General features: G+C 71.8%; 18 protein-coding genes and 2 pseudogenes. 3 read left to right on the forward strand and 17 right to left on the reverse strand.

The genetic code is table 11. The features are described 5' to 3' along the window. Positions 1 to 70: 70 nt before the first annotated feature. The 13 genes and pseudogenes from FNH04_RS23905 to FNH04_RS23965 form a co-directional block, all read right to left on the reverse strand. Positions 71 to 340: pseudogene (locus tag FNH04_RS23905) on the reverse strand (gas vesicle protein K); the annotation flags it as partial. Between the two features lies 1 nt (position 341). Next, positions 342 to 530 carry a gas vesicle protein gene (locus FNH04_RS47840; protein ID WP_322723680.1) on the reverse strand — a complete coding sequence of 63 codons (189 nt, stop codon included), beginning with the start codon at positions 528 to 530 and terminating at the stop codon, positions 342 to 344. Continuing rightward, positions 527 to 1306 (reverse strand): GvpL/GvpF family gas vesicle protein, encoded by a 780-nt coding sequence (locus FNH04_RS23915; RefSeq protein WP_152787505.1) that lies wholly within the window; start codon positions 1304 to 1306, stop codon positions 527 to 529. The genes FNH04_RS47840 and FNH04_RS23915 overlap by 4 nt, the downstream gene beginning before the upstream one ends. Then, positions 1303 to 1701, reverse strand: a complete 399-nt coding sequence (locus tag FNH04_RS23920; RefSeq protein ID WP_152787507.1) for a gas vesicle protein — start codon at positions 1699 to 1701, stop codon at positions 1303 to 1305. Before FNH04_RS23920 ends, FNH04_RS23915 begins: the two co-directional genes overlap by 4 nt. Beyond that, positions 1698 to 2864, reverse strand: coding sequence for an SRPBCC family protein (locus FNH04_RS23925; protein WP_152787509.1), 1167 nt, complete (start codon positions 2862 to 2864; stop codon positions 1698 to 1700). Before FNH04_RS23925 ends, FNH04_RS23920 begins: the two co-directional genes overlap by 4 nt. A 410-nt stretch (positions 2865 to 3274) precedes the next feature. Beyond that, positions 3275 to 3955: a DNA primase gene (locus FNH04_RS23930; RefSeq protein WP_152787511.1), complete on the reverse strand. Its 681-nt coding sequence runs from the start codon at positions 3953 to 3955 to the stop codon at positions 3275 to 3277. Further along, positions 3952 to 4215: a gas vesicle protein GvpG gene (locus FNH04_RS23935; protein ID WP_152787513.1), complete on the reverse strand. Its 264-nt coding sequence runs from the start codon at positions 4213 to 4215 to the stop codon at positions 3952 to 3954. Before FNH04_RS23935 ends, FNH04_RS23930 begins: the two co-directional genes overlap by 4 nt. 9 nt (positions 4216 to 4224) lie before the next feature. Further along, on the reverse strand, positions 4225 to 4989 hold the full coding sequence (locus FNH04_RS23940) for a GvpL/GvpF family gas vesicle protein (RefSeq protein ID WP_322723684.1): 765 nt from the start codon (positions 4987 to 4989) through the stop codon (positions 4225 to 4227). After that, on the reverse strand, positions 4986 to 5405 hold the full coding sequence (locus tag FNH04_RS23945; protein ID WP_152787515.1) for a gas vesicle structural protein GvpA: 420 nt from the start codon (positions 5403 to 5405) through the stop codon (positions 4986 to 4988). Before FNH04_RS23945 ends, FNH04_RS23940 begins: the two co-directional genes overlap by 4 nt. A 76-nt stretch (positions 5406 to 5481) precedes the next feature. Further along, positions 5482 to 5898 (reverse strand): gas vesicle protein GvpO, encoded by a 417-nt coding sequence (locus FNH04_RS23950; RefSeq protein ID WP_152787517.1) that lies wholly within the window; start codon positions 5896 to 5898, stop codon positions 5482 to 5484. A gap of 44 nt (positions 5899 to 5942) precedes the next feature. After that, positions 5943 to 6863: a non-homologous end-joining DNA ligase gene (ligD, locus tag FNH04_RS23955; protein WP_152787519.1), complete on the reverse strand. Its 921-nt coding sequence runs from the start codon at positions 6861 to 6863 to the stop codon at positions 5943 to 5945. 51 nt (positions 6864 to 6914) lie between these two features. Further along, positions 6915 to 8762, reverse strand: coding sequence for a transketolase (locus tag FNH04_RS23960; RefSeq protein ID WP_152787521.1), 1848 nt, complete (start codon positions 8760 to 8762; stop codon positions 6915 to 6917). Continuing rightward, a complete protein-coding gene (locus FNH04_RS23965) occupies positions 8759 to 10399 on the reverse strand; it encodes an FAD-dependent oxidoreductase (protein ID WP_322723685.1) in 1641 nt (546 codons plus the stop codon). The genes FNH04_RS23960 and FNH04_RS23965 overlap by 4 nt, the downstream gene beginning before the upstream one ends. A gap of 243 nt (positions 10400 to 10642) precedes the next feature. On the opposite strand from FNH04_RS23965, the gene FNH04_RS23970 reads away from it, so the two are divergent. Continuing rightward, a complete protein-coding gene (locus FNH04_RS23970; RefSeq protein WP_152787523.1) occupies positions 10643 to 11611 on the forward strand; it encodes an LLM class F420-dependent oxidoreductase in 969 nt (322 codons plus the stop codon). 145 nt (positions 11612 to 11756) lie between these two features. Continuing rightward, a complete protein-coding gene (locus FNH04_RS23975) occupies positions 11757 to 12848 on the forward strand; it encodes an enolase C-terminal domain-like protein (RefSeq protein ID WP_152787525.1) in 1092 nt (363 codons plus the stop codon). A 90-nt stretch (positions 12849 to 12938) separates the two neighbouring features. On the opposite strand, the gene FNH04_RS23980 is transcribed toward FNH04_RS23975, so the two are convergent. Both FNH04_RS23980 and FNH04_RS23985 read right to left on the reverse strand, forming a co-directional pair. Continuing rightward, positions 12939 to 14024, reverse strand: a complete 1086-nt coding sequence (locus FNH04_RS23980) for an SDR family oxidoreductase (protein ID WP_152787535.1) — start codon at positions 14022 to 14024, stop codon at positions 12939 to 12941. A gap of 45 nt (positions 14025 to 14069) precedes the next feature. After that, positions 14070 to 14576: a phage holin family protein gene (locus tag FNH04_RS23985; RefSeq protein WP_152787527.1), complete on the reverse strand. Its 507-nt coding sequence runs from the start codon at positions 14574 to 14576 to the stop codon at positions 14070 to 14072. A gap of 144 nt (positions 14577 to 14720) precedes the next feature. Here FNH04_RS23985 and FNH04_RS23990 point away from each other — a divergent pair, with 144 nt between their 5' ends. Then, positions 14721 to 15074, forward strand: coding sequence for a VOC family protein (locus FNH04_RS23990; RefSeq protein WP_152787529.1), 354 nt, complete (start codon positions 14721 to 14723; stop codon positions 15072 to 15074). A gap of 16 nt (positions 15075 to 15090) precedes the next feature. Here the strand turns inward: FNH04_RS23990 and FNH04_RS23995 are convergent, their stop codons facing one another. Together FNH04_RS23995 and FNH04_RS24000 are read right to left on the reverse strand one after the other, a co-directional pair. After that, positions 15091 to 15495, reverse strand: coding sequence for a hypothetical protein (locus tag FNH04_RS23995; RefSeq protein ID WP_152787531.1), 405 nt, complete (start codon positions 15493 to 15495; stop codon positions 15091 to 15093). Between the two features lie 55 nt (positions 15496 to 15550). Beyond that, positions 15551 to 16444 (reverse strand): annotated as a pseudogene (locus FNH04_RS24000) (arginase family protein); the annotation flags it as partial.

A 16444-nucleotide genomic window follows, 5' to 3' on the forward strand; every position in this document is an offset into this window, starting at 1 on the left:
CTATTTTATTAAAAGCAGAATACAACATACGAGTTTCATCTACGTCTCGTAGGCTCGGAGATGGATTTAAGAGACATGCGTCTAGCGGCCCGAGGTCCAGATTCAGGTCCTCGGGCCGCAGCCCGTAGCGTTCACGCAGCTCGGTCATGCGGTCGTCGAGCAGCATCAGGGTGAGCCCGATGCGCTCCTCCTGCTCCTCCGTCAGATCGCCCGTGTCGAACCGGCGCACCGCCTGCCGCTCCATGAGCTGGCGGAGCAGTTCGACGACGGTCAGGACGAGTTTGACGAGATCGCGCTCCACCGTGTCGGGTTCGAACTCAAGACGCTTCCTGGCGGTCACTTCACTCCAACTCCCCAAAGGGCGAGGGAACCTGCGCGTTCACCGAGCTGATGAGCGCGTTCAGGTCGATACGGACGAGGTCGACGTCAGCGATCCGCAGGGTGATGTCACCGGTGATGACGACCCCGCCCGCGAGCAGCCGGTCGAGCAGGTCGACGAGGGCGACCTCACGGCGTTCGACGACGGTCACGCGCCCTCCTCGTTCCCCTGCCGCTCCTCCGTGAAGGAGTAGGCCGCCCAGGGGCCGGTGAGCTCGACGCGCAGTCCGGGGTTGTCGTCCTTGGTACGGTCCACCACCTCCACGAATTCCTCGGATTCCCGGCGCGGCACCAGATAGGCGGCGTTGAGTACATTCCGTCCGGCGGCTCCGGAAAGCGCGGAATTCTGGGGTGCGTGCAGCCGGAAATCCTCGGCTCGCCCGGAAAGGGTTTCGTGCAGCCGGCGGGCGAATGTCTCCGCCTGCTGCCACATTTCCTCGTGGGACTTGGTACGCATACGCCGCTGCCGCAGATAGTCGCGCCCCGAGGCGGCTTTCGCAGGGGGCCGTTCGTCGGCGTCGGCGGCCGACTCCGGGTCGACGTACACCTTCACGCCCCACTCCACCCGGCCCTCCAGCCTGTCGAGTGTCCGCCGGAAGACGTCCTCACGGGCCTCCATCATCACGCGGACACCGCTGTCGTCCCGGAACACGGTGCCGAGCCGCAGCGGCAGCGGCGTCGTGACGGCGGTGAGCGCGTCGATCACGCCCTGGTGGGCGCGGGCGGTCGCGGTCAGCCAGTCGAGGTCCTCCAGATGGGCCTTGAGCGGCTCCTCGGAGAAGTCGCGCTCCGGCACCTCACTGAGGACGGCGATCAGACCGTGGTGGGACAGGAGCTTCGGGGGCGCGCCCGCGACCCCGGTCAGCTGGGCCTGGAGTGCGGCGCCGAAGGGGCGGCAGACGGCGTAGACGTACCGCAGTCCGGTCATGACGACTCCTCCTGCTGTGTGCGGCCCCGCTCCAGTGACGCCTCGTCCCGGGAGCGCCCGCGGTCCACGGACGACGAGCCCGCGGGGCGGCCCTCCTCCAGTTCGGTGAGTCGGGCGCGCAACTCCGCGTTCTCACGGGTGAGTTCGTCGCGGCGTGCGCGCGAGGACAGCGCCGGGTCGCTCTCCCACCAGTCGATGCCCATCTCCTTCGCCTTGTCCACGGAGGCGACGATGAGACGCAGCTTGATGGTGAGCAGCTCGATGTCCAGGAGGTTGATGCGGATGTCTCCCGCGATCACGATCCCCTTATCGAGTACACGTTCGAGTATATCGGCCAGGTTGGCGCTGCTCCCGCTCTGACCGTACGGTTCGGGGACTCGGCTGGGATACGTCATCGGCGGCTCCCGCTCGCGGCGACCTGCTCCTCGTCCTCGTACTCTTCCCCGGCCTCCTCGCCGGCGTCGCCTTCGGGGGCCTCACCCTCCTCGTACTCGTCGCCTTCCTCGTACTCGTCGCCCTCCTCGTACTCGCCGGGCTCCTCGTACTCGTCGCCTTCTTCGATCTCGTCGCCCTCTTCGTAGTCCTCGGGCTCCGTTCCCTCCTCCTCTTCGGACTCCTCCTCCGCCACGGCATCCTCGTGGCTGCGGACGACCTCGCCGTCGTGGATCTCGCCGCGCCAGCGGTCGTCCGCCTCGCCACGCAGCGTGATGTACCGGGCGAAGTGCTTGAGGTCGAGCCGGGCCCGGCGGCCCTGGGCGCGCCAGATGTTGCCGGTCTTCTCGAAGAACCCCGACGGGTAGTACTCGATCAGCAGCAGCACGCGGGTGAGGTTCTCACCGAGGCTGTGGAAGGAGACCACGCCCTTCGTGGTGCCCTTCGCGCCCTCCGACGTCCATGAGATCCGGTCGTCGGGCACCTGCTCGGTGGTGTGGGCCTTCCAGCTGCGGCTGGACCACCAGACCTTGAGCTGCCAGTCGGAGTGCGTGTCGTCGTCGCGTTGCGCGGCCTTCACTCCCTTGGCGAAGGTGCTGAAGGTCTGGTACTGCGTCCACTGGTCGTAGGCGGTGCGCAGCGGCACGCCGACGTCGATGGACTCGATGATGACCGTGGGCTTGTTCCCCGCCCGGCCCTTGCCCTTGCCGCCCTTTCCCTTGTCGCCGCCCAGGTTCTTCAGAGCGCCGAACACGGTGTCCTTGGCCCGGCCGGCACCGACCTCCAGGGCGGAGCGCAGCGGGCCCTTGCCCTCGGCGAGCTTGCGGCCGCCGTCGAGGGCGAGCTTGGCGAAGCCGGGGCTCCTGCCCTCGGCGATGTCGTTCAGCTTGACGGTCGTCTGCCCGAGCTTGCGGCCGGCCCCGACGAGCATGCGCTGGGCCTGAGCGGCCAGATAGTCGCGGGCCTCCGCCTTGAGGTGATCGACCGCGGCGCTCTGGGCCAGACCCGTGAGCGGAGATTCCTTCGCCCCGCTGGCAGCGGATCCGGCGGCCTTCTTGGCCCCGCCGGCAGCCGATCCGAGAGTGTCCTTCGCCCGGCCGGTCGCCGAGCCGACAGTGTCAGTCATCGCCCCCGCCTCCCTTCCCGGCCCACGCCCGGGGACCCCCGCGCGCAGCCGTGCTGGCGGCAAAACCCGAACCGGCGAGCAAAGCGTTCGTCGCTCCGCTCGCGGCCGATCCGGGTACGTCATGTACTTGATGGGCCTGGTGGGTCCGGTGGACCCGGTGGGTCCGACGAACCGGGTCGGCGGGACCGACCCGGCCGGTCGCCGGGCCGAGGTCCCGCCGGCTCGCCCCATGGCCCCGGTGGACCCGAAGTCTCTGGCCGGTCGCCGAACCGGCGGTGTCGGTCATGACCCCGCCTCCCTTCCCGGCCCACGCCCGGGAACACCCCGCACGCAACCGCCCCGGCAGTTCACCCGGTCGGCCCAAGGGCCCCGATGGCAAACCCGACCGGCCGCCGAACCGGCGGTGTCGGTCATCGCTCCCGCCTCGCTTCCCCGGTCCGTGCCCGGCTGTCCTTGCGGGAAGCCGTCTTCTTGGCGGGCGCCTTCTTCGCGGGTGCCTTCTTCCCGGGGCCGGCCGCCTTCTTGGCCGCAGGCTTCTTCGCCGGGGCCTTCTTCGCGGCCGCCTTCTTGGCCGCGGGCTTCTCCGCCCGGTCGTCACCGCCCCTGCCCGACGGCTCCGGCTCCTCCTCGGACTCTTCGCCGACGGCCTCGCCTTCCTCGTCGTACTCGTCACCGGCCTCGTCGGCCTCGTCGTACCGCTCCTCACGGTCGCGAGGCTCCTCGCCCTCCTCCGCCGGCTCCTCCTCGTCCTCGCCACGGGACGCGTCCGGCGTCACCCCGGCGAGCTGGTCGCGCACCTGGGCCGTCCGTCCGTGCAACCGGTCGGCGAGCCCTTCGAGTCGCCTCTCGACCAGTGCGCCGCCGGCCGCCTTGCCGACACCGCGCAGGTCCTGTCGGAGCTGGTCCCCGACCTCCTTGAGCTGCGGGTTGTTCTGCAGCTGCTGGGAGGCCAGGTCCGCGAGTGCCTTCGGGTTCAGGTGCATCCGCTTGCCGGCCACCGCGGTGCCGACCGCGAGCGCGAGCTTCATCTTCTTCGTACGTCCGAGGACGTAACCGGCCCCTATGGCGAGGCCCAGTCCCACGCGGTTCATCCTGTCGTCCCCTCGCCAGTTCCCATGCCCCTCTGCAGGGCGATCTCCAGCCGGTCCAGGAGCTCGTCCTCAAGACGGTCGAACTCCTCGTCACTGATCTCGCCCGCCTCGAGCCGCTGCTCGAGCCGGGCGAGATCGGCGCGGACGGCGGCCGGGTCGTAGTAGATACGCTCGGCCTCGGCGAGAACCTGTCTCACCGCCCAGAGGCTGCCGCGCACCGGTGCGAACGGCAGCAGCAGCACCTCACCGATCAGTCCCATGAGTGCACCTCACCCGGCCTCCAGCCGCTGCCCCGTCTCCGCGGGCTCCGACGGGCCCGGCTCGACGAAGCTGTACGGCGGCAGCGGGCCGTTCACCCGCAGCTCCAGCTCCGGATGCCCCGTACGGACCTCCTCCACGGCGGCGAGGAACGCCTCGGCCGTACCGCGGTCCACGAGGAACGACACGTTGGCGATCCAGCCCGTGGACTCGGGGCCCACGGTCGCCGCCTCGGCGGCCGGCTCCAGCTCGCGCCGCACCACCGCCGCGTCCTCGGCCTCCAGGTTCTGCACCGCGGCCGCCACCATCTCGCCGAGCCGCAGCCGGTCCTCGTAAGTGCCGCCGCCCGCCTGCCGGTTGGCCTCGGTGAAGGCCCGGATCTCGGGGCTCTCGGCCATCACGCGGTGCAGTACCGCTTCCTCGTTGTGGGTGGCCTTGATGTTGTACTCGACCCTGCCGTCCAGGGCCTTGAGCCGCTCCAGATAGTGGTCGGCCCGTTCCGCGAGGACCCCGGTGACGGCCTCGTCGTCCGGGGCGACGCTGCCGAAGCGCATGGGCAGCACGGCGCCGCCCGCACCCGCCTCGCTCAGCACGTTCTGGTGGGCGAGCAGGTCGTTGCGCTTGGGGCGCAGCCCTTCGGGGGCGTCACTGACGATGGCCGCCAGACCGCCCTCCTTCAGGACGCGCACCTGTCGCGCCGGGTCGCCGACTCCGCCCATGTCCTCGGGAAGGGCGGGATGCGAGCTCGCGGCGATGCCGTAGACGTAGGTGCTCACTCCTCCTCCTTCCTGCGCGAGGCCGTGGTCTTGCGGGCGCGCCGCGGTTCGGCCTCACCCTCCTCGCGGGCCTGCTTGAACGCGTCGGATATCGTGTCGGCGGCACCGGACAGCGCCCCCTTGGACTTGCCGCGCGCACCGGACTCGGTGATCTCGCCCACGATGTCGGGCAGGCCGGGGCTCTTGCGCGGCCCGGCCTCCAGGTCGAGCCGGTTGCACGCCTCGGCGAAGCGCAGATACGTGTCGACGCTCGCGACGACGACCCGTACATCGATCTTGAGGATCTCGATACCGACCAGGGACACCCGCACGAACGCGTCGATGACGAGCCCCCTGTCGAGAACGAGCTCCAGTACGTCATAGAGACCGCTGCTGCCGCCTCCACCGCCGGACTGCTGTGCCGGGACTACGGTCATACCGGCCGATCCTCCTTGTCTGTCTGAAAACCTGCCTGAGGTTGCGGGTCTGTCTGAGGTTGCGCGGGACGGCGGCCTAGCGGCCGCCCTGACGATGTGGGTCGGCCCGTCCGCGTTCGTAGCGGCGAACCTTGCGGTAGCCGGTGAGTTCGCCCTCCGGATCAAGCTCCACCTGGTAGCTCGCCATCAGGCTCATCGTGTCCGGGACCCGGGCGAGCTCCATGACCTCGATCTCGAGCGTCCAGCCGTCCTCGGTCTGCTCGAAGGAGGACACGGACTCGGGCTGCATGCCGGTCAGCTCCGCGAGCTGGCCGCGCGCATGGCGCAGGACTTCCATGGGCTTGGGCCGACGGTTCGCCGTGTCGTCCTCCTGGTCGCTGTCCCGCTGGTTCTCGCGTCGGCTCTCCCGCGTCTGCGACGACTTGCCCGCTCTGGGAGAGCTCCGTGGCTTCTGTGCGTTCTGTGTCCTGGATGTGTTCGATGTGTTCGACATGGGCACCTCGGTGTCCGAGTGGCCCGGCATGCCTTGGCCAAACCTCAGCCGCGCAGTGCGTCAAGCCGGCGCCGGGCCGGGCCGAGGGCGCGGCCCCGGCGCATCAGGTCCCCCCAGGGATCGGTGCGGGCCTGGTCGACGGCGTCGGCGATGGTCCAGCGGCGGGCGTCGAGGTCCTGGTCGTCGAGCTGGTCCCAGGAGATCGGGGTGGCCACGGGTGCGCCCGGTTTGGCACGTACGGAGAAGGGGGCGACCGCGGTCTGCGCATACGCGTTGCGCTGTACGTCGAGGTAGAGCCGGTCGCCGCGGTCCTTCTTGCGGGCGGCCGTGGTGAGCTCGTCGGGATGCTCCCGGGCAAGCAGCTCGGCGAGATCGCGGGCGAAGGAACGGACCTCGTCGAAGTCGTGCCGGCCGCCCACCGGCACCACCACGTGCAGTCCGCGCGAGCCGGTCGTCATCAGTCCCGCCGGGAGCCCCAGCTCGTCGAGCAGCTCGCCGGCCCACCGGGCGGCCTGCCGTACCCGGCCGAAATCGTCCCCCGCCGGGTCGAGGTCGAGGACCATGCGGTCGGGCCGGTCGACGCGGCCCACCCGGGACAGCCAGCGGTGCAGGGTGAGGCACGCCTGGTCGGCGAGGTACACCAGGGTGGCCGTGGTGTCGCAGACCGTGTGGCAGACGGTGCCGCCCTCCTTGGACAGCTCGACCCGCCCGACCCACTCCGGGTAGTGCTCCGGAGTGTTCTTCTGCATGAACCGCTGGCCGTTGATGCCGTCGGGATGCCGCTCCAGCATCAGGGGGCGACCGCGCAGATGCGGCAGCATGAACGGGGCGACGGCCCGGTGGTATTCGACGAGGTCGCCCTTCGTGTACTCCTTGGCGTTCTCGTCGCCGGGGAAGAGCACCTTGTCGGGCCGGTGGACTTCCACGGTGCGGCGGCCGACCCGCACCGTGCGCGCGCTGGCCATGGCGGCCTCCTTCTCAGCGATCGTCGGCCTTCTGCTCCCGGTCGCCCCCGGTCAGGGGACCACCGCGTGTTCCACCAGCAGCCGGGCGGCCGCCGCGACGGACTCGGCGTCGATGCCCGCGGCGTGCAGTTGCTCGGCGGGCGTGGCCGACCCCGGCATGGTCCGTACGGCGAGGCGTACGAGGCGCGGCATCGGACGCCCGTCGAGGAACGCGTCGAGCACCGCGTCGCCGAGGCCGCCCTCCTCGCGGTGGTCCTCCACGGTGAGCAGGCAGCCGGTGCGGTCCGCGGCCTCGCGCAGGGTGCGCCGGTCGACGGGCTTGACCGAGTACAGGTCGATCACCCGGACCCTGATGCCCTCGCGCTCCAGTGCGTCGGCCGCGGCGAGCGCCTCGTGGACGGTGACCCCGGCGGCGACGATCGTGAGCCGGTCCTCGTCACCGGCGCGCAGCACCTTGCTGCCGCCGACGGGGAACTCCTCGGTCGGGCTGTAGATCACGGGGCTCTTCCCCCGGGACGTCCGCAGGTAGCGGATGCCCTCCAGACCGGCCATGGCGCCAGTCAGCTTGGCCGTCTGGTTGGCGTCGCACGGGTACAGCACGGTCGAGTCGTGCAGCGCGCGGAACATCGCCAGGTCCTCCAGGCCCATCTGCGACGGCCCGTCCTGGCCGATGGCTACACCGGCGTGCGAGCCGACGAGGTTGAGCCCGGAACCGCTGACCGAGGCCATGCGCACGAAGTCGTGGGCGCGGGTGAAGAACGCGGCGAACGTGGACGCGTACGGCACCCAGCCGCGCGCCGCCATCCCGACCGCGGAGGCGACCATCAGCTGCTCGGCGATGTAGCACTCGAAGAAGCGGTCGGGGTGTTCCTTGGCGAAGAACTCGGACCGGGTGGAGTCGCTGACCTCGCCGTCGAGGGCGACGATGTCGCCGCGGGCCGTGCCGAGGGCGGCGAGGGCCTTGCCGTAGGCGTCACGGGTGGCGACCTCGTCGCCGATCTCGTAGCGCGGCAGGTCGAGGTGGCCCGTCCGTACGGCGTGCAGCATCCGTGCGGCGGGCGGCGGCTGGACCTCGATGTGCAGTTCACGGACACCGCCGAGCTCCGCGATCGCCTCGTCGGCGTCCGGGAGCGGCTTGCCGTGCAGTCCCTCGCGGTCCTGAACCGACTCGACGCCCTTGCCCTTGAGCGTGCGTGCCAGGATCACGGTGGGCTGGCCGCTGGTGGAGAGGGCCTCGCCGTACGCCCGGTCGATGGCGTCCACGTCATGGCCGTCGACCTCGATGACGTGCCAGTCGAAGGCCCGGAAGCGGCGGGCGTAGGAGTCGAGGTCGTGTCCGTGCCGGGTGGGCCCGCGCTGGCCGAGCCGGTTGACGTCCATGATGGCGACGAGGTTGTCGAGGTGCTCGTACCCGGCGTGCTCGGCGGCCTCCCAGACGGAGCCCTCGGCGAGCTCGCTGTCGCCGCACAGCACCCACACGCGGTAACCGGTGCGGTCGAGCCGCTTGCCGGCCAGCGCGATCCCGACGCCGACCGGCAGCCCCTGGCCGAGCGAGCCCGTGGCGGTCTCGACCCACGGCAGGCGCCGCGGCGTCGGGTGCCCCTCCAGGCGGCTGCCGAACTTGCGGTAGGTCAGCAGCTCGGTCTCGCTGATGGCGCCGACCGCCTTGTAGGCGGCGTACAGCAGCGGGGTGGCATGGCCCTTGGAGAGGACGAAGCGGTCGCCCGCGGGGTGCTGGGGCCGTTCGAAGTCGTAGCGGAAGTGGTGGGCGAGCAGGACCGCCATCAGATCGGCCGCCGACATGGAGGAGGTGGGGTGCCCGGAGCCCGCGGCAGCCGAGGCGCGGACGCTGTCGACACGCAGCTGCTGGGCGATCTCGGTGAGCTGACGGGACTTCATGAATCCTCCTCCGTACCTGCTTGCTCGTCGGGCCGGGCCGGCCGGGGCTCCGCCTTCTTCACCGGTCCCGGCTTGCCCGGCGCGGCTCCGGGCTCCTCCTCGGCCCCTGGTGGGCCCGGCGTTGCGGAGTCCCTCGCCGGCCGGGGGTCCGCGGCCTTCACCGGTCCCGGCTTGTTCGCGCTCTCCCGCGCCTGAGCCGGCCTCGGCTTCTCCGGCGCACCGGGCACCGCCGTGGGCCCGGGCTTCACCGATGCCTCCTGCGGCTGTGCCGGGCCGGTCGGGCCGGGCTTCCCGGGTGCCTCCCGGCCCTGTTCCCGTCCGGAGGGCTCCGGCGCTCCCGGGACCCGCGCCAGCTCCGGTGAGGCCGTGTCCAGGGGAACCGACCAGGACCGTACGAGCCCCAACTGGACGGCTTGGCGCGGCAGTACGGCATCCAGGAGCCAGTCGGCGGCGACCCGGACGCGGTTGCCCGGCAGGGCGGCGAGGTGGTAGCCGCGGGTGACGGCTCCGGCGACCGGCCCGGACAGCGGCACGCCGAGGGGGTTCGCCGCGGCCTTGGCACCGCCGAGGTCGACGGTGAAGCCCAGGTCGCGGTGGCGGTAGGCGCGCCGTTCCCCCCTGCCGAAGGAGGCGGCGACGTTGTGGGCGGCGACCTTGCCCTGCCGCCAGGCGTGCTGGGCCGTCATCGGCGTGTACTGCCCCGGCTTCTCCAGGTCCGGCACGGCCGCCGCGTCCCCGCACGCGAACACCTCGGGATGGCCCGGCACCCGGAGATACGGGTCGACGAGCAGCCGCCCGCGCTCCAGGGGCCGTCCAAGGCCCTCGACGAGCGGATCGGGCCGGACGCCGACGCACCACACGAGGGTGCGCGTGTCGACGAACTCCCCGTCGCTGAGCCGCACTCCGGTGGGCGTGGCCTCCTGCACGGACGTCTCGGTGCGCACGTCCACGCCCCGCTCCCGCAGTACGCGGTCGGCCGTGCGGGACAGCCGCTGGTCCAGCTCGGGCAGCACGCGCGGCGCGATGTCGAGCAGCATCCAGCGCGGCCGCATGCCCACCCGCAGGGGCTGCTTGCGCACCAGCGAGTCGGTGAACAACTGACCCTGCGCGGCGACCTCCGTACCCGTGTAGCCGGCACCGACGACCACGAAGGTGCAGCGCGAGGCACAGGCCTTGGGGTCGTCGGACGCGGCGGCGAGCTCCACCTGCCGCGTCACGTGGTCGCGCAGGTACAGCGCCTCGGGCAGCCCCCGGAAGCCGTGCGCGTGTTCGGCCACACCGGGGACGGGCAGCAGCTTGTTGACGCTGCCGACGGCGAGCACCAGCCGGTCGTACCGCAGCGTGCCCCCGTCGCCCTCGGGGTCGGCGTAGTGCACGGTGCGCGCCTCGAGGTCGATGCCGTCGGCCTCGCCGAGCACCAGCCGTACCTGGGGCAGGGTGCCGGAGAGGGAGACGGTGACGCGGCGCGGTTCCAGGATTCCGGCGGCGACCTGGGGCAGCAGGGGCAGATACAGGAAGTAGTCCGTCGGGTTGAGCAGGGTGATGTCGGCTTTGCCCCGGGCCAGCCGCGCCAGGGTGCGGGCTGTCCGGTAGCCGGCGAAGCCGGCACCGACGATCACGATGCGGGGTCGACTCACGGTTCGCCTCCGGCGGGGTCGCTCGTACGGGGCCTCTGGTCTCCGTACGGGCGCACTGGCCGCTCGTACGGACGTCGTGTACCGCGTACGGCGGAGCTGCCACCCGTACGGGCCACTTCCGCGTCCCCCTGGCCGGAGCGCCCAAACGTCCGGGGGTTGCCACCGTGGCCCCCGGGTACCCGGGCCGCGACCCGACCCGGCACGACCCGCTTCGTCGCGGGGGTACGCGGAGGTACACCCCCTATGCCCGAGTACGGCTACTTCCTGTCGACCGAGGAGTTCGGTCCGGCGGATCTGATCGAGCAGGCACGGATGGCCGAGCAGGCGGGGTTCCGGTGTCTGTGGATCTCCGACCACTTCCACCCGTGGAACGACGCGCAGGGCCAGAGCCCGTTCGTGTGGTCGGTGATCGGCGCGCTGTCCGAGGCCGTGTCACTGCCCGTGGAGACGGCGGTGACCTGCCCGACCGTGCGGATCCATCCGGCGGTGGTGGCCCAGGCCGCGGCGACGAGCGCGGTGATGACGGAGGGCCGGTTCCGGCTCGGTGTGGGGTCGGGCGAGGCGCTGAACGAGCACGTCCTGGGTGACCGCTGGCCGCCGGCACACATACGTCTGGAGATGCTGGAGGAGGCCATCCAGGTGATGCGGCGTCTGTTCACGGGCGAGGAGGTCAACCACCGCGGCACCCACTACACCGTCGAGAACGCCCGCCTGTACACGGTCCCCGACGAGCCCGTGCCCATCGACATCTCCGGCTTCGGCCCCAAGGCCACCGGCCTCGCGGCCCGGATCGGCGACGGCTACATCACGATGGCCCCCGAGGAGCCGATGGTGGAGCAGTTCCGCAAGGGCGGCGGGGGCGGAAAGCTCGTCAGCGGCGGGACGAAGGTGTGCTACGGCCAGGACCGCGACGCCGCCGTGGGCACGGTGCGCAGGCTGTGGTCGAACCAGCTGCTGCCCGGTGAGATGGGCCAGGTGCTGCCCTCACCCCGCCACTTCGAGCAGCTGCAGCCGCTGGTCACCGAGGACATGGTGCGGCGGAACACGGTGTGCGGGGACGACGCCGACGAGCACGTCTCGGCTCTGAACGCCTTCGCGGAGGCGGGCTTCGACCGTGTGTACGTGAACCAGATCGGCCCCGACCAGCGCGGCTTCTTCGACTTCTACCGGACGAAGGTGCTGCCGCAGCTGAAGCAGGGAGCGGGCAGCTGATGCCGGCCGGCCGATTCCCGGTCCGGACGGTGTTCCCTCTCCTCGCCGTCCGGACCGGGCGCAGCGCCGACCGGGGTGGGCGCATCGGCCTTTGGCCCGAGGAGACTGGTACCGCGAGGGCGGCTCGCACCGGGAGAGGCACACGATGAGGATCCACCAACCCGTTGTCTCCGTGTACACCGTTCCGACGGACGCACCCGAGGCGGACGGCACGCTCGCGTGGGACACGACGACGATCGTCATCGCCGAGGTGACGGCGGGCGGTACGACGGGCACGGGCTGGACGTACGGGCCGGCGGCGGTCGGGGACCTGCTGCACGAGCAGCTCGCCCCGGCCGTCACGGGCCTCGACGCGTTCGACATCCCGGCGGCCCACGAGGCGATGTGCCGGACGGTACGGAACGCGGGCCGCCCCGGCGTGGCCTCCTGTGCGATCTCGGCGGTGGACGTGGCCCTCTGGGACCTCAAGGCCCGGCTCCTCGAACTCCCGCTGGCCCGGCTCCTCGGCACGGTCCGCGACACGGTGCCCGTCTACGGCAGCGGCGGCTTCACGACGTACCACGACACGCATCTGGCCGCGCAGCTCAACGGCTGGGTGCACGGGCAGAGCATCCCCCGCGTCAAGATCAAGATCGGTGAGTCCCGGGGCCGGGCCGCCTCCCGCGACCTGTCGCGCGTGCGGTCGGCGCGCCAGGTCATCGGCCCGCAGGCGGAGTTGTACGTCGACGCCAACGGCGCGTACACCCGCAAGCAGGCGATACGGGTGGGCCGTGCCCTCGCCGAACACGGCGTGGGCTGGTTCGAGGAGCCGGTCCCCTCGGACGACCTGACGGGTCTTCGCCTGGCCCGCGACACGCTGGTGTGCGATGTGGCGGCGGGCGAGTACGGCTACGACCTGCCGTACTTCGCCCGCATGGTGGTCTCAGGGGCGGTCGACTGCCTCCAGGTGGACGCCACCCGGTGCGGGGGCCTCACGGAGTTCCTGCGGGCCGCCGCCCTCGCCCAGGCCCACGGTCTGGAGATCTCCGCCCACTGCGCGCCGCACGTCCACGCCGACGTGGCCGCCGCCGTGCCCAACCTCCGCCATATCGAGTGGTTCCACGACCACGTACGCGTCGAGTCGATGTTCTTCGACGGCGCCCTGGACCCCGCGGGAGGCACGATCCGCCCCGGGGCGGGAGTGGGCCACGGCTTGACGTTGCGGACGGAGGAGGTGGAGGAGTACCGGGTGGCGTGAGTCGTGAGTACCGGGTGGCCGTGAAGCGTCGTGAGTACCGGGTGGCGCGTGAAGCGTCGTGAGTACCGGGTGGCGCGTGAAGCGTTACGTTCAGCCGGTCCTGTGCCTCAGCCTCAGGGCCAGCGCCGTCGCTCCCCCGAGCAGGATCCCGGCTCCCAGCCGCCCCCGGTTCCGCGAGAACCACTCCTCGGGGCCGGCCGCCACCGCCTCGTCGTCGAACCGTCCGTGGGCCCCGAAGTCCCGGCCGTGAGGGCCGTCGGCGGGGCTCCACAGATTGCCCTTGCCGGGCCCGACCCACTCGCCCGCCATCCGCTCCGGCTCCTGCTCCTGCTCCTGCTCCTGTTTGTGCTCATGCTCCTGCCCGTGCTCATGCTCCGGTTCCTGCTGCGCGTCGAACCCCGTCCGAGCCAGATACCGGTCCAGCAGCCCGGGAGCGATCGCGTTGGCCACCAGCGTCGCGGCCGTGGAGCCGCCCACCCAGTACTCGCGCCGCCGTGCGTGGCCCGCCGCGTGCACGACGGCCCGGGCGGCCACCTCCGGCTGGTGGATCGGCGCGACCGGACGGGCCCGTCCCGGCATACGGCTGAGCACCCAGTCGAACTGCGGGGTGTTGACGGCCGGCAGCTGCACCATCGTCGTCCGTACCCCAGAGCGCGCGTGCAGCAGCTCGCACCGCAGCGACTCGTTGAATCCCTGGATGGCGTGCTTGGCCCCGCAATACGCGGACTGCAGCGGAATCCCCCGGTACGCGAGCGCCGACCCCACCTGCACGATCGTCCCGCGGTCGCGCGGCAGCATGTGCCGCAGCGCCGCCCGGGTGCCGAACACACAGCCCAGGTAGGTCACTTCGGTGACCCGGCGGTACTCGTCGGGGGTGACCTCCGTGAAGGGCGCGAAGACACCGGCGAAGGCGTTGTTCACCCACACGTCGATCCGCCCGAACTCATCCACGACCTGCTGGGCCGCGTCCGCGACCGCCTTGGGGTCGGCCATGTCGACGGTGACGACGAGCGCCTCGCCTCCGGCGCGCTGCACCTCGTCCGCGGCCGCCGCGAGCCCTTCACGGCCCCGGGCGAGCAGGGCGACCCGGTCGCCACGGGCCGCGAAGGCCCGGGCCGTGGCCCGGCCCACGCCACCGCTGGCCCCGGTCACCACGACGACCCGGCGCCGCCGCAACGGGGCTCTGCCCAGCGGCCTGTGCCCCCAGGGAGTGCGCACCGCTCACCGGTCCCGGTAGTGCGGCGTCTGCGGCGGTACGGGAGGCGCGGGCGGCACGGGAGGCACGGGAGGCTGGGCCTGACCGGGACCGCCGGTGGGCGCCCCGGGAGCCGTGACGCCGCTGAACCCGGGTGCGGTACCACCGTCGAAGCGGTCACGGCCACCGGCGGGTTCGCCCCGGTGCGCGGAACCGTGCGCGGGACGGGACCGTGCTCCGGACGACGAGTGGGCCGCGCTCCGCAGGGCGTACGCCACGGCGCCCAGCACCACGGCCGTGATCAGCGCGGCGGCCCAGCCGGGAAGGCCGAGTGCGAGCGCCAGACCGAGGGTGACCGCGAGCGCGCCGCCCGCGTACAGGGCGACGGTGCCGGACGCTGCGTACAGCACGGCCGTACGGCGCTGCTTGCGGGTCTGCTCCCGCAGTTCGTCGCGTACGGTCTCGCGGGCCACCTGTGCCAGCTCCTCGACCAGGTGCTTGTCCAGATGTTCGAGATGATCCAAACGCTCCATGGCCGCCGGGTACCCGTGCCCCGTCGCGCGTAACGCCGTCCTGCCACGGGGCGGCTGGGGGGCCGGAGGAGAGGTTGCGGGGAGATCCGGAGGATCCACCGGAAACGATCTCCTCCCCGGCCGACCGCAACTAGGCTCGTCCGCATGGAAATTCTGGGAGCCACGCTGCGTATCTGCGTCGACGACCTGGAGACCACGGTCCCCTTCTACGAACGGCTCGCGGGCGGCCCGGCCCTGCGCTTCGAGCGCGGCGGTGTCCAAGTGGCCGCCGTCGGCTGCTTCTTGCTGATGAGCGGCCCCGAGGCCGAGCTCGAGGTGCTCCGCAAGGTCTCCGCCACCATCGCCGTCAAGGATGTCGAGGAGGCCCATCAGGTGCTGACCGACTCCGGCGCCCATGTCCTCGCGGGGCCGGTGGCGACGCCCGTGGGCCGCAATCTGATCGCGATGCACCCGGACGGCTCGGTCTACGAGTACGTGGACCGCCGCGCGTCGGAGTGACGCGCCCGGCCTCCGGTCAGGTCGGCCCGCCGTCCCCGAAGTCCTCCTCGCCCCGTATCCGCATCGCGGCCTCCTCCGCCGACAGCCCGCTGGTGGACCCTTCCTGGGAGTGGACGTCCTGGTCGCGCGGCAGATCGGGGTCCGGTTCGTCGTACAGCAGTCCGGCCGGCTCGTCGGGCGGGCCCGGCGGGGCGCCGGGGTCGGGCTCCGGTTCCTCGCTCGCCAGCCGCTCGTCCAGCGACTCGCGTTCGATCGCCTCGTTCACGGTGGTGTCCCGCTCCTCGGCGATCGTCGGCTCGTCCCCGGCCACGGGCAACTGCTGCGGATCGCTCGACCACTGCTGCTCCGGTGTCCCGTCCTGCAGATCCGGCATGCCCTCGTCCTCGGGATCGGCCCCGGGGTCGTGCGGCCTGCGGCTCATGGTCTCCGCCTCCTTCCGTACATACGGTCGGGCCGGGTTCCCAGCGGCGGGCGGCTCAGTCGCCGGCTTGCCCGTCGGCGCCGGAGAAGGCCGACACGACGATGTCGGTGAGCAGGGCGCCCGCCGTGCCGTCCGGGTCGAGGTCGGGATCGTAGATGGTGACGTCGAGGCCGGCGCACCGCGGTGAACCGACCAACGGGCGCAGCAGTGCGACGAGTTCGCCGGGCAGCAGCCCTCCGGGGTCGGGGCTGTCGACGGCGGGCATCACGGACGGGTCGAGGACATCGGCGTCGAGGTGCACCCAGAAACCGTTCAGCCCGGGTGCCTCGAAGCTCAGCGCGGTGGCCCGGCCGAGGTCCTCCGCACCCCACTCGCGCAGACCGCCCACGGTCACCGTGGGGATCTTCAGGGCGGCCAGCTCGGCCAAGTCGTCCTCGAACTCGTCACGGATGCCGAACAGCCGACCGTCCTCGTCGCGCAGATACGGCCGGAGTCCCTCCAGGTTCGTCAGGTCCTCCTGCCCGCGTCCGGTGCCGAGGGCGAGTTCCTCACCTCCGGCGGCGCCGATCCGGTCGGAGTTCCCGGGGTGCCTGAAGTCGGCGGAGGCTCCCCCACTGCCTCAAGGGCGTGGGAGGTACCCCCAACCGCCGCGATCCCGTACCGCCCGATGCGCCGCAGCCCGAGCGAGGCGCCGAGCTGGATCGAGCAGTCGCGCCGAGGACCACGGGCAGGTCACCCGCGCGGACATGGTGCTCGATCCGGTCGGCGAGCTTCGGTGTGTACGAGGCGATGGCCGCCGCGTTGAACACACCGTCGCCCTCCTGCCAGTCCCCCCGGTCGTAGCGCGGCGGTACGACGACCCCGCCCTCCAGGGCTCCCAGCCGCTGTACGATCCGCTGCTCGCGCAGGGCACCGGCCAGCTTGTGGCAGCCGGGCACGGTGCCGGGGG

It is taken from the genome of Streptomyces phyllanthi, from assembly GCF_009377205.1.
Classification (GTDB): domain Bacteria; phylum Actinomycetota; class Actinomycetes; order Streptomycetales; family Streptomycetaceae; genus Streptomyces; species Streptomyces phyllanthi.

Excerpts from the sequence above, each read along its gene's own strand:
- FNH04_RS23915 (WP_152787505.1), bottom strand. The coding sequence starts at position 1,306 with ATGACCGGACTGCGGTACGTCTACGCCGTCTGCCGCCCCTTCGGCGCC.
- FNH04_RS23920 (WP_152787507.1), bottom strand. The coding sequence starts at position 1,701 with ATGACGTATCCCAGCCGAGTCCCCGAACCGTACGGTCAGAGCGGGAGC.
- FNH04_RS23925 (WP_152787509.1), bottom strand. The coding sequence starts at position 2,864 with ATGACTGACACTGTCGGCTCGGCGACCGGCCGGGCGAAGGACACTCTC.
- FNH04_RS23930 (WP_152787511.1), bottom strand. The coding sequence starts at position 3,955 with ATGAACCGCGTGGGACTGGGCCTCGCCATAGGGGCCGGTTACGTCCTC.
- FNH04_RS23935 (WP_152787513.1), bottom strand. The coding sequence starts at position 4,215 with ATGGGACTGATCGGTGAGGTGCTGCTGCTGCCGTTCGCACCGGTGCGC.
- FNH04_RS23945 (WP_152787515.1), bottom strand. The coding sequence starts at position 5,405 with ATGACCGTAGTCCCGGCACAGCAGTCCGGCGGTGGAGGCGGCAGCAGC.
- FNH04_RS23950 (WP_152787517.1), bottom strand. The coding sequence starts at position 5,898 with ATGTCGAACACATCGAACACATCCAGGACACAGAACGCACAGAAGCCA.
- ligD (WP_152787519.1), bottom strand. The coding sequence starts at position 6,863 with ATGGCCAGCGCGCGCACGGTGCGGGTCGGCCGCCGCACCGTGGAAGTC.
- FNH04_RS23960 (WP_152787521.1), bottom strand. The coding sequence starts at position 8,762 with ATGAAGTCCCGTCAGCTCACCGAGATCGCCCAGCAGCTGCGTGTCGAC.
- FNH04_RS23970 (WP_152787523.1), top strand. The coding sequence starts at position 10,643 with ATGCCCGAGTACGGCTACTTCCTGTCGACCGAGGAGTTCGGTCCGGCG.
- FNH04_RS23975 (WP_152787525.1), top strand. The coding sequence starts at position 11,757 with ATGAGGATCCACCAACCCGTTGTCTCCGTGTACACCGTTCCGACGGAC.
- FNH04_RS23985 (WP_152787527.1), bottom strand. The coding sequence starts at position 14,576 with ATGGAGCGTTTGGATCATCTCGAACATCTGGACAAGCACCTGGTCGAG.
- FNH04_RS23990 (WP_152787529.1), top strand. The coding sequence starts at position 14,721 with ATGGAAATTCTGGGAGCCACGCTGCGTATCTGCGTCGACGACCTGGAG.
- FNH04_RS23995 (WP_152787531.1), bottom strand. The coding sequence starts at position 15,495 with ATGAGCCGCAGGCCGCACGACCCCGGGGCCGATCCCGAGGACGAGGGC.